The sequence below is a fragment of the Mycoplasma sp. SG1 genome (assembly GCF_023612375.1).
Lineage (GTDB): Bacteria > Bacillota_I > Bacilli_A > Mycoplasmatales > SG1 > SG1.
The window spans coordinates 350,869-364,914 of the sequence record NZ_CP076852.1 but is presented as its reverse complement, the minus strand read 5'-3'; the positions used below and the strand labels follow the sequence as shown (position 1 = coordinate 364,914).

The 14,046-nt window shown below is 23.7% G+C and carries 3 protein-coding genes; all 3 read right to left on the bottom strand.

Annotated elements, in window-relative coordinates; translation table 4 throughout:
* Positions 1–14: 14 nt before the first annotated feature.
* The 3 genes from JRW51_RS01745 to JRW51_RS01735 all read right to left on the bottom strand — a co-directional run bounded on the left by JRW51_RS01745 (position 15) and on the right by JRW51_RS01735 (position 13,845).
* Positions 15–6,740 carry a hypothetical protein gene (locus JRW51_RS01745; RefSeq protein WP_250328459.1) on the bottom strand — a complete coding sequence of 2,242 codons (6,726 nt, stop codon included), beginning with the start codon at positions 6,738–6,740 and terminating at the stop codon, positions 15–17.
* 248 nt (positions 6,741–6,988) lie between these two features.
* The gene (locus tag JRW51_RS01740) at positions 6,989–8,233 is read right to left on the bottom strand and encodes a hypothetical protein (protein ID WP_250328458.1); all 1,245 of its coding nucleotides are present in this window, start codon (positions 8,231–8,233) and stop codon (positions 6,989–6,991) included.
* A 641-nt stretch (positions 8,234–8,874) separates the two neighbouring features.
* Positions 8,875–13,845, bottom strand: a complete 4,971-nt coding sequence (locus JRW51_RS01735; RefSeq protein WP_250328457.1) for a hypothetical protein — start codon at positions 13,843–13,845, stop codon at positions 8,875–8,877.
* Positions 13,846–14,046: the final 201 nt, after the last annotated feature.

Below are 14,046 nucleotides of genomic sequence, written 5' to 3'. Positions count from 1 at the left end.
TATATTTGATCAATTTATTTAGGTTTCTTGTTGTAGTTAGGTTTTTTAACTTTTTTTGTAAAAAGTTCACCTGTTCTTTCTTCTGGTTCTTTTAAATGTTTTTCATTTGGTAGATGTTTTTTAACTTCATCATCGATTTTTTTGATACTTCTTTTGTAAGATAATACATATCTTAATCTTCTTTGTAAAAATCAAAGGACTGGAATACCTAATAATGCGCCGCCGATAGCTGATACTAAATAAATAGCTCATACTGGAAATTGTGATGCTATTTTATCAATATCTACAACAAGATCACCAGGAATTAATTCTCTGATTTCATCTTTATTTAATTTTTGAATTGGAACTGTTTTATTATCAGGATCAACCCTTAAAAGATCAAAGGAAATAACATTTTCATCAACTATTCTATCTTTTGAAAATGTTGTTGCAATATCAATTATTCTATTACCAGCAATTTTCCGATAAAAGTGGCTGTTAAATGTTCTAAGAGTAGCGTTTTTTATGGCATGATCATCTAAACTGTTATAAATAAATTGGATCGTATAAACGGATGCTTCATCAAAAATCTTAGCATCTTTTGAACTAATTATTTGTTTTTTAGATTTAAATTCATCATATCTATTAGGAATAACTAAAAAGTTTAAACGTCATGACTCTTGATTTTTTGCATCTTTTTGTTTATCATAAAATAATAATGCAGGATATGGTAAAGTTAGAACGCCTTTATATTTGTTTTTATCAAAGAAAAGATCCAATTTTTCTCCATTAATATTCGTTTGTTTTAAAATATCATCAACTGTTGCTTTTAATTCTAAACGATAAGAACGTTTGCTAATTTTTTTACCTGGTAATCTTGAAATTAAATTAAAATCAACTTTTGTTTTTGATAAAAAGAAATCATCTGTATCAATGATAAAGACTTGGGTTCTAGTATCACCTAAACTTGGACGATAAAAAATTCCACCTTTAATTTTAAAGTTTGTTGGTGTATATGATTGTAAATATTTTCTAAATTCATCTGCTGATACACTTGGATCTGCTTCTAAAATAAGCGAATAACCATAAAAATCAAATAATGTGAAAAATACTCTTTTATTTCCACCTTTTTTTAATTCCACTCTTTTGAAAGATAAAACAGAAAATGGGTCCCAATTTCCTTTATTGACGTAATCATCATAAAGTGTAACCGTAGATCCATCGCCAAAGACTGAAACTTTTTCAACCAATGAATCCGTGTTAGGTAAAAGATCCTCAATAGAAAAGATTTCATCTTTTTTTTGAAAGAAAAAGTGTTTATAAGCGTTGTCTTCTATTTCAAGTAATTTGTTTTGTTCTTGTATAAAATCTTCTTGTCGAGAGTAAAATCAAACTAAATAATCATATCCTTTAACTTTTTGACCATCAATCAGCAATTTATCTTCAATATTTTCTCCTCACCAACTATCGATAATATTTTTTATATACCAATAATCAAGGATGGGATTGTCTAATTTTCGATTATCAAATCTAAATAAATTGTAACGTTTATTTTTTAGATTAAAGCGATAAAAAGAATTAAAATCTTCTAAAAATACTTGTCTTTGTTCATTTAAAAAACCGTTCAAAACATCACTATCAGGATCAATTTTAACATAAAAAGGTTGTTTAACTAATTTAGGGTTATATAATTTTTCTAAAAATTCGTTGACATATACAAATTTTTTATCTAAGAATTTTCTTAATGATGCGTGATTATTTATATAACTTGTAAGTTTATTTATTATGTTTTTAGGGTCAAATTTAAAATTAAATTTAAAGTTTAAATCTTTTGCACTATCATAACCTAAACCTATATATTCTGGAGTATTTTCAATAAATTTTTGTTTTAGAAGATTGATGTGTTCTGTTAAACTTTCAATTTCACTATCAAAGAATGGTTTATAATGGGCACCATCGATATCATATTCTTTTAATTGCTCATAAGTATTACTATTGTCTATTTCTTTTAAAATATTTTCATAACTTTTATATCCTAAACCTTGAAAAAAAATCCAAGATGCAGATTGAGATTTATCGTCAGTTGCTATAAAATAATATTTTTTTAGATATTTAACATATCAATCTCTTGTTTGATTTTGTCAATTTCATAGTAATTTGGATGTTTCATCAGAAGATAAAATTTCAACGATTTTTTTAAGACCAATATATTTATAATTAGGATTTATGACAGATATTAAATTATCCATTAAATTCTTGTATATATAAGGAGTTTGAGGTGAACCTTTTTTTAGTAAAAGTTGAATATAAATTATCTCAGCATCATCGGTTGTCCCGTTTGCTAAATATTCATCAAAAACAAAATTAACATGGTTATCTCAATTTTCAAATAGACTTTTTACATTTTGTCCAAAACCACTTGATTTATTAAAATTAGAATCTATAAAATTTCCTAATATTTTAGGTTCAAAACTATCTTTTAAACCACTACGTTTTAAAAAAATATCAATGTTTTTTCTAAAACTTTTATCCCAAAATCCAAGATATTTATCGTTTTTTTCTAAATTCTCTTTTGAATATTTAGCGATGATAACATCGAAAGAATTATCAAAATAAATTACATTTGCCTTAAGAAGTCTGTTATAGTGAGAATACATATCAGAAAATGTTTTACTTATAGTTGATTCCCCTTTTAGGGATTTTACTCTAGTAATTTCTGAATTAAAATCATTGATGGCTTTAATAACTTGAGGATCATTTATCTTATAGTCTTTCCCAAAACGATTGCATGTTCATTGTCAAAGATCTGTATGTGCTTTATGAAAGCTTGATTGTAAGTTTTGCAAATTATTTTTAATGATATCTTTATTTAAACTCACTTCATTAATCGTAGAATCAATTGAATTAAAATCAATCAACATATTGATTAATCTAGGTATAGAATTAATTTCTTCAATTTTGTTCAAACTTTCTTCTGTTATAAAACCTTTTATATGGTTAAAATCTGATTTTAATTTTTCAATAGAATCAATAACATAAGATATTGATAATTCTTTTGAAAGCTTATCTTTATATTTTGCTAAATAATCTTGAATAGATTTGAAATTAAAGATATTAATTGATTTATAATTTAATGTAACATTAGGTTCATTGTAATCATATCCTAAATAACCATCTTCGTTTTTAAAATTTCTATATAAAGAAAGTGCCTCATCTATAAACTTATTAATATATTCTTTTTGTCCTTCTAAAAAATTTTTTTTATAGTCAGAAATTTTATAACTTTGATTTGTTAAAAAATTGGTTATTCATCTTGTATTAGATTGGGTTTCTTTAAAATATTGTTTATTTTTTTCTGTATTAAAATCAAAAAAGAACAGAAAAATAAAATCATCAAAATCAAAATATTCATTGCGTTCTTGTTGCTCGAAATTATCTAGAATATCATCTCAATATTTTTTGTTTTTGTTGATTCAATAATTATTATCGGTAGGTTTAAAATTAACATTAAAAATTTTAAACAAAGGATCGTTTTCCTTCCCATAAAAATTTTTATTTTGAAAAAACTGTTCTAAAATATATTTTAATGTATTGATAAAACCTTCTTTGTAATAAGAACGTAATAAAATATATATTTCAGAAGATTCGCTAAAATTAGATAATACACTAAAATTTATTTCTGATTTTAAATATTTAGATTTTGAAAGAAAATCTAACTGTTCATCATTCATTTTCAAATCAATTTTACCTGAAAATTTATTATTTAAGTTTTCGATTAATTCAAGATATTTTTTTACATCTTTGTCTACATGGGTGTTAGGATCTTGTTTAACAAGAAAGACAATATTATCTGAATTATTTATATCGCCATCATAATATATTAAGATATTTTGAATTAAAGTTAAGTATGCTGATTGTAAATTATCAAATAAAGATCTTAGATAGTTTAGCTCTGTGCTTGTATTTTTTGGAAAAAAAGGAATAGTTAATAAAACGTTTTTAAAAAGAAGTAAATTTCTACTAACGGTTTTAAAAAAATTTTGAATATTATCACTATCATTAGCGTTTTGATTTTCTTTAAAAGAAGTAGTTATATAGATCTTTTGTAAAAAAATATTTATTCTATCATTTTTATATATATCTAATAATTTATTTGAAATTACAATATTAAAATCCTTATCTATAGAATTGATTGTGGCATCTTTAGTTATAAGTTCTAACTCTATATCGTCATATAAAAAGTTAATAGAACCAGCTTGAGCATCATTAAATAATTTTTGGATAGATTCAATCTTTATATCGTGTTCTAAAGAAGAAAATAATTTATTTCACTTCAATAAAGTTTCATGGTTTGTTGAAAAATTAAGTTCGTTCTTTAATTCATTTAATAATTTTTTTATTTGAGAAGAACCTTTTTTATTAGATAAAACGATCGAAGTATTTTCCAATTGTTTATATTCTTCATCTGCTAATAGATTGAAAAATTCTTTTAGAAAAAAATTAAATTTAATAGTATCATCGTTATATTTTTTAATATCACTTTTTATAGTAGATTTAATAGTTTCAAAAATATTTTTATCATTGGGTTGTTGGTTAGATAAATTACAAATATTTTCTAATTCTTTTGAATTTAATATGTTTTTTTCAAAATCATCAATTTTTGGAAAATTTGTTATAAAAATAATATACTGATCAGTCTTTGTTGTATCAAGGAAAATGGTTCTATCATTTGAATTGGTTATAAAATTATCAAAATTTTCTCAATCTATTTTAAAAAATTCATAAGAATATATCATTTCTACTAATTTTACATATTCTTTGGATATGTTTGTATTAAAAATTATATTTCTAGCACCTTTATGATTGTATATTTTTTTTAGGTATTGATATAAATCTATGAATTTTTGTTTAGCTTTCATCAGTTTTTGTAAGAGATTATATAAACCCAAATTGTTATATACCTTTTCAAAATCATAAATATCCTTAATCTCTTCATAACCATATGAAGTGAAAGTAGATCTTGAAAAATTATTAATTAATTTATCAAAATACTTACTAAATACTCCATTTTCTGAGTCGTTGATGTTATCATTAAAATTAAGGTTAAGTAAAACAAAAAAATTTAATCAATCTTTAAAAAATTTTTGTTTAAAAGTATTATGATAATCAGGGAGTATTTCATTAAAGGTAATAAATCCGGTTTTAATATTTTTACTATTAGCAGTTGTTTCTAAAATATCTAAAATATTAATAAATCATGGATACTTGATATCTCCTATACCTATGCTTAAAAAATCAAAGTTTATCAATTTATCCAATTCTGAAATATCTATATTTTCCCAATTTGATTCGGATATCAATTGGATAAGTTGGTCCAAATTGGTTTTGTTTTTGATAGTATTCATCAATACGTTCATTAATGAAAGAAAATAATCTTTAATATCTTTTTCTTGAGCAAATGTTAAGTTAATAAAATTCTGTTCAAAGTCTATATCGGTTTTGGTTAGATAATTGGCTGGAACAAAAGGTTCAGAGTCCCCTGATAAATTTATAAAAATTTTCTGAAAATTAGAGTTTGTATACTCTTGTGGTTCATTTTTATTTAGTTCATAAACTTCTATTAGGTTATAATTACGTTCATCATTAATCCCATAATTCTTTAATAACTTGTTGAATTTTTCTGCTAATCTTTTTTTATCTGATCCTACAAAAAAAATCTTAATTGTTCCTTTATATGCCCCTGATGGATTTTCTTTTAAAGTTGAAATATATTTCTTTAATTTTTTATTAGAAGGTAATTGATTAAGAACGTCGATCAGCTGTTTATATTTTTTAATTTGTTCCTTAATGCTTTCAATTTTGGCATTTATTCTAATATTAAATATTTCTTTATCATCGGTTTTTTGGACAATAGCTGCTAAAGTGTTAAAAAAATAAAAGATATATCTTCCTGCCTTCTTGTCTCCAGAAGCCGCTGTTTTAAGCGTATTAGCAATATGGTTATATAGCAAGTTTGCTCTAGCATTTATATCAACATTGGTTTTATTTTTTTCTATCTCCGCTGCAAAAACTTTAAATTGTTCTGTATCATCTGGTTTTTCTAAAATATTATTTTTATTATTAATAAATAATTCTTCAATTTTTAAAAATTTTTGTTTACCATCGTCGTTTTTAAATAAAAACTTACCAGAATCAATCTTTCCGTTCAAAACATGAATAAAAAAAATATCTAAAAATTTAGATTGAACAGATTTAGAATTTGTTATATCATTGTATACATCGCGTGAAATAATATTTGGAATTATTTTAGGTTCATCTTTAGACACATCATTTAAAACTGGAGGGTTTTTAGTATGAGGTGGATGAAATATTATATCTTTAACGTTTTCTAACGGAGATGAATCGTTTAACGTGCTGTCATTATTTAAAAAAGAAGTGAAATTTTTATGATGTGAGTTAAAGCTATTTTTTAAGTTAGTGTTTTGAATATTATTTATAAATAAATTTTTAAACTTATTAATATCGCTTTCAGTAATTTCATCATCATCGCTTCCAGATAATTCATCTTTAGCAGAAGATAAATTAATCTTTTTATGCATCTCTTTTATCATTTTCAATGTTTCAGATATAGAATTATCAAAAAGATCCATTTCATCTGAAGTAAAACTATCATTAATATTGCTATGAACTATCGTTTTAACATCCTGAAGTTGTGAAATAAACAGATCCAATATTAAAAAAATTAATCCTTTTTTTTTCATATATATTCAAGCGATTTATTATCTTATTAACTAACTTTATTTTTTTAAATTTTAATTTTTTAAATTAATTTTTTAATTTTAGTGTTGGAAATATCAATAAATTATAGAAACAATATAAAAAATAAAAAATAACCCCATTTTTTATTTTTTTTCAAAAAATAGGATTATTTTTATAATTGTTGGTTTTAGAATTAGTTTAAAAAACTAGTTGTAAAGTGCCTTATCTTTAATCAATTATTATCTGAAATTTATTCATATTTTTCAGGATCGTTATATTTATTGACTTTTTTTTCAAAAAGTTCACCTGATTGTTTTTTGCGTTTTTTTGGATGTTTTTTGCTTGGTAGATGTTTTTTAACTTCATCATCAATTTTTTTGATACTTCTTCTGTAAGATAATGCATATCTTAATCTTCTTTGTAAAAATCAAAGAGTTGGAAGACCAAATAATGCGCCGCCGATAGCTGATACTAAATAAATAGCTCATACTGGAAATTGCGCTACTATTTTATCAATATTTACAACAAGAACCCCTGGAATTAAATCTTTGATTTGTTGTTGGTTTAATTTTATATATGGAACTGTTTTATTATCAGGATCAACCCTTGAAAGATCAAAAGACATAACATTTTCATCAACTATTTTATCTTTTAAAAATTTATCTTTTGTAAATGTTGTTGTAATGTCAACTATTCTATTACCAGTAAGTTTTCGATAAAAATGGGTGTTGAATATTTTAAAAGTAGCATTTTTAATATCGTGATCATCTTTGTTATAAATAAATTGGATCGTAAAAACGGATGCTTCATCAAAAATCTTCGCGTTGCTTGAACTAATTAGTTGGTTCTTAGATCTAAATTCATCATATCTATTTGGAATAACTAAAAAGTTTAGACGTCATAAATCTTGATCGTTTCCATCTTTTCGTTTTTCATAAAATAATAATGCAGGATATGGTAGGGTTTGAACACCTTTATATTTATCTTTATCAAAGAAAAGATCCAATTGTTCTCCATTGACATTAACTTGTTTTAAAATATCATTAACTTCTGTTTTTAATTCTAAACGATAAGAACGTTTTATAGTTTTTTTACCAGGTAATATTGAAATTAAATTAAAATCAACTTTTGTTTTTGATAAAAAGAAATCATCTGTATCAATGTTAAAGACTTGGGTTCTAGTATCACCTAAACTTGGACGATAAAAAATTCCACCTTTAATTTTAAAGTTTGTTGGTGTATCTGATTCTAAATATTTTCTAAATTCATCTGCTGATACACTTGGATCTGCTTCTAAAATAAGAGAATAACCATAAAAATCAAATAATGTGAAAAATACCCTAGTATATTGACCTTGTTTTAATTCCACTCTTTTAAAAGATAAAACAGAAAATGGATCTCAATTTCCTTTATTGACATAATCATCATAAAGTGTAACCGTAGTACCATCGCCAAAGACTGAAACTTTTTCAACCAATGAATCAATATTAGGCAAAAGCTGATCAATAGAAAGAATTTCATCTTTTTTCTGAAAGAAAAAATGTTTGTAAGCTTTATCTTCTATTTCAAGTAATTTATTTTGTTCTTTAACAAAATCTTCTTGGCGAAAATAATATCAAACAAAATAATCATATCCTTGAGCTTTTTGACCATCAATCAGTAATTTATCTTCAATATTTTCTCCTCATCACTTATCGATAATATTTTTTATATACCAATAATCAAGAACGGGATTTTCTAATTTTCGATTATCAAATCTAAATAAGTTGTAACGTTTATTTTTGAGATTAATACGATAAAAAGTGTTTAAATCTTCTAAAAATGCTTGTCTTTGCTCATTTAAAAAACCATTTAAAACATCACTATCGCGATCAAATTTAACATCAAAGGGTTGTCTAACTAACTCAGAGTTATATGATTTTTCTAAAAATTCGTTGACATATACAAATTTTTTATCTGAGAATTTTCTTAATGATGCGTGATTATTTATATAACTTGTAAGTTTATTTATTACATCTTTAGGGTCAAACTTAAAATTAAATTTAAAGTTTAAATTTTTTGTTTTATCATAACCTAAACCAATATATTCAGAATTATTTGCAACAAATTTTTGTTTTAAAAGATTTATGTGTTCTGTTAAACTTTTAATTTGACTATCAAGGAATGGTTTATAATAAGCCCATCGATATCGTATTCTTTTAATTGATCATAAGTTGTAGCATTATCTATTGCTTTTAAGATGTTTTCATAACCTTTATAACCTAAACCTTGATAAAAAATCCAAGATGCTGATTGAGATTTATCACCAGTTGCTATAAAATAATATTTTTTTAGATATTTAACATATCAATCTCTTGTTTGCTTTTGTCATTTTCATAGTGCCTCTGATGTTTCATCAGATTCTAGAACTTCAACAATTTTTTTAAGACCAAGGTTTTTGTATTTAGGATTTATGACAGATATTAAATTATCCATTAAAGTTCGGTATCTATAAGGAGTCCCTCTATCGCCGTGTTTTAATAAAAGTTGAAGATAAATCGACTCAGCATTACTGCTTGTTCCTTTTATTAAATAATCATCAAAAACAAAATTAGCATTGGTACCTCAATACTTGAATAGACTTTTTACAGCTTGTCCGAAACCACTGAATTTATTAAAATAAGTTGGTATAAAATTTCCTAATATTTTAGCTTGAAACTTATCTTTTAAACCACTACGTTTTAAAAAAATATCAATATTTTTTCTAAAGTCCTTATTTCAAAACCCAAGATATTTGCCATTTTTTTCTAAATTATCTTTTGAATATTTAGTGATAATAGCATCAAAATGCTTATCAAAATAAATTAAATTTGCATTAAGAAGGGTGCTATAGTGAGAATACATATCAGAAAATGTTTTACTTATAGTTGATTTCCCTTTTAGGGATTTTGCTGTAGTAATTGCTGAATTAAAGTCATCAATAACTTTAGTAACTTGCGGATCGTTTATTCCATAATCTTTACCAAAAATATTACATATTCGTTGTCAAAATTCTAAATGCGCTTTATGAAAAATTGATTGTAAATTTTGTAAATTATTTTTAATGCTATCTTTAAAACCCTCTTCATTAATCGTAGAATCAATTGAATTAAAATCAATCAACATATTGATTAATTTAGGTATAAAGTTAATTTCTTCAATTTTGTTAAAACTTTCTTCTGTTATAGATCCTTTTTTATGGTTAAAATCTGATTTTAATTTTTTAATAGAATCAATAACATAAGATATTGATAATTCTTTTGAAAGCTTATCTTTATATTTTGCTAAATAATCTTGAATAGATTTGAAATTAAAAATATTATACTTTGATCTAACATTAGACTCATTGTAATCATAACCTAAATAATCTTTTTCATTTTTAAAATTTTGATATAAAGAAAGAACTTCATCTATAAACCTATTAATATATTCTTTTTGCTCTTTTAAAAAATTTTTTTTATAGTCAGAAATTTTATAACTTTGATTTGTTAAAAAATTGGTTATTCATCTTTTATTAGATTTAGTTTCTTTAAAATATTTTTCGTTTTTTTCTGATTTAAAATCAAAAAGGAACAGAAAAATAAACTCATCAAGTTTGAAATCATTGCTCCATTTGTCTGGATCTAGTTTAAATTTATCTAGAATATCATCTCAATATTTTTTAGTTTTATTAATTCAATAATTATTATCGGTAGGTTTAAAATTAACATCAAAAATTTTAAACAAAGGATCGTTTAATTTTCTGTAAAAATTGTTATTTTGATAAAACTGTTTTAAAATATGTCTTAGTGCGTTGATAAAACCTTCTTTGTAATAATAACGTAATAAATTATATATTTCAGCAGATTTACTAAAACTAGATAATTCGCTAAAATTTATTTCTAATTTTGAAAATTTAGAAAGAAAATCTAACTGTTCATCAGTCATTTTTGAACCAATTTTACCTGAAAAGTTATTATTTAAGTTTTCGATTAATTCAAGATATTTTTTTACATCTTTGCCTATTTGAGTGTTAGGAACTTGTTTAAAAAGAAAGACAATATTGTCTGGATTAGACATGTTGCCATCATAATATATTAAGATATTTTGAATTAAAGTTAAGTATGCTGATTGTAAATTATCAAATAAAGATCTTAGATAGTTTAGTTCTGCGCTTGTCTCTTTTGAAAAAAAAGGAATAATTAATAAAACGTTTTTGAAAAGAGATAAATTGTTATTAACGCTTTTAAAAAAATTTTGAATATTAACACTATCATTAGCCTTTTTAGCTTCTTTAAAGGAAGTGATTGAATATAGTTTTTGGAAAAAATCTTTTATTCTGTCGTTTTTATATAGATCTAATAATTTATTTGAAACTACGATACTCAAGTCCTTATCTATAGAATTGATTGTGGCGTCTTTGGTTATAAGTTCTATGTTTGTATCATCATATAAAAAATTAATAGAACCGACTTTAGCCTCATTAAATAATTTTTGGATAGATTCAATCTTTGTTTCATATCCTAAAAAATAAAATAAATTATTCCACTTCAATAAAGTTTCATGGTTTGTTGAAAAATTAAGTTCGATCTTTAATTGATTTAATAATTTTTTTAGTTGAGAAGAACCTTTTTTATCAAATAAAACGATCGAAGTATTTTCCAATTGTTTATATTCTTCATATGCTAATAGATTGAAAAATTCTTTTAGAAAAAAATTAAATTTAATAATACCATCGTTATATTTTTTAATATGACTTTTTATAGTAAATTCGATCGTATTGAAAATGTTTTTATATGATGGTTCTTGAACAGGTTGATTAAAAATATTTTCTAATTCTTTAGAATTTAATATGTTTTCTATAAAATCATTAATTTTTGGAAAATTTGTTAAAAAAAGAATAAACTGATCAATGTTTTTTCAATTAAGGGAAGTAGATCAATAAATTGAATTAGTTATAAAAATATCAAAGTCTTTCCAATCTATTTTAAAAAATTCATAAGAATCTATCATTTTTAATAATTTCAAATATTCTTTTGAAGTATTTGTATTAAAAATAATATCTCTAGCATCTTTGTGATGAAATATTTTTTCCAAGTATTGATGTAATTCTATGAATTTTTGTTTATCTCTCATCAGGGTTTTTAAGAGATTGTATAAACCAAAATTTTTATATACCCTTTCAAGATCATAAACATACTTAATATCATCATAGTTATATGAAGTGAAAATAATTCTTGAAAAATTATTAATTAATTTATCAAAATACTTATTAAATACTTCGTTTTCGGGATCACTAACACCATCCTTAAAGTTAAAGTTAAGTAAAACAAAAAAATTTAATCAATCATGAAAAAAATTTGAATTAAACCTTTCATTATAGTCAGGGAGTATTTCATTAAAGGTAATAAATCCAGTTTTAATATTTTTACTATTCGCAGCTTTTTCTAAAATTTCTAAAATATTAACAAATCACGGATTCTTAAGATCTCCAATTCCTATACTTAAAAAATCAAAGTTAATTAATTTATCCAACTCTGAAATATCTTTATTTTGTCAATTTGATTTGTCTATCAATTGAATAAGTTGATCAAAATTAGATTCTTTTTTGATAGTATTCATCAATACGTTCATTAATGAAAAAAAATAATCTTCGATATCTTTTTCTTTAGGAAATGTTAAATTAATAAAATTTTTTCAGGTATGTAGATCTAAATTACTTAAATAATCAGATGGAGAAAAAGGTTGAGGATCGTCTGATAAATTTATAAATATCTTATGATACTTACCATCATACTCTGATGATTGACCTTTGTTTAGTTCATAAACTTCTATTAGGTTATAATTAGCGCCATAATTAAGTCGATAATTGTCTAACAAATTCTTGAATTTCTGTGCTAATCTTTTTTTATCAGATCCTACAAAAAAAATCTTAATCGTTTTTTTGTATTCGCCCGATGGATTTCCTTTTAATTCTTTTATAAATTCTCATAATTTATCATTAGCGGGTAACTGTCTAATAACAGCAACAAGTCTTTTAAATTTTTTAATTTGTTTTTTAATGATTTCAATATTAGCATTTATTCTAATATTAAATATTTCTTTATCGCCAGTGTTTTTAACAAGAGTGGTTAAAACATTTAAAAAATAAAAGACATGTCTTCCATTTAGCATATCTTCAGAAGGAGCTTCTCTAACGGTATTGATAATATAACTGTATAGCAAATTTGCTCTAGCATTTGTATCCGCTCTAGTATTTGAAACATAAACATTTGATTTGTTTTTTTCTAACTCTGCTACAAAAGCTTTAAGTTGCTGTGGATCATCGTTTGTTTCGAATTTCATTTCTCTATTATTAATGAATAATTCTTCAATTTTTAAAAATTTTTGTATACCAACATCATCTTTAAATGAAAACTTACCAGACTCAATCCTTCCGTTCAAAACATGAACAAAGAAAATGTCTAAAAGTTTATATTGAACAGATTTAGAATTTGTTATATTATTGTGAGAAGCAATATGTGGAATTATTTTAGTTTCAGCTTTAGGCGCATTTTGTAAAACTGGGGGCGTTTTGGGATCGGTTGGATTAGGTGTTATATCTTTAGCAGTTTTTAATGGAAGTAATTCGTCTATCCTATCTTTGGCAGATTCTAATATTGGTGAATCATTTAAGATCTTTTCCTTATTAGATTCTAATACTGGTGAATCATTTAAGATCTTTTCCTTATTAGATTCTAATGGAGGTGAATCGCTCAACATGCTGTCATTATTTAAAAAGGAATTGAAATTTTTATGATGCGAGTTAAAGCTGTTTTTTAAGTCGGTGTTATGAATATTATTTATAAATAAATTTTTAAAGTTATTGACATCGCTTTCAGCAATTTCATCATCATCGCTTCCAGATAATTCATCTTTATCAGAAGATGAATTAAACTTTTTATACATTTCTTTTAACATTTTCAATGTTTCTGATATAGAATTGTCAAAAACATCCATTTCATCTGAAATAAAACCATCGTTAATATTGCTATGAACTATCGTTTTAACATCCTGAAGTTGTAAAACAAACAGTTCTAATATTAAAAAAATTAATCCTTTTTTTTTCATATTTATCAATAAATTTTTTTAGTTTTAGTGTTGGAAATATAAATAAATTATAGAAAAAATAGAAAAAATAAAAAAAAATCCCATTTTTTATTTTTTTTCAAAAAATAGGATTATTTTTATAATTGTTGGTTTTAGAATTAGTTTGAAAAACTAGTTGTAAAGTGCCTTATCTTTAATCGATTAATATCTGAAATTTATTTA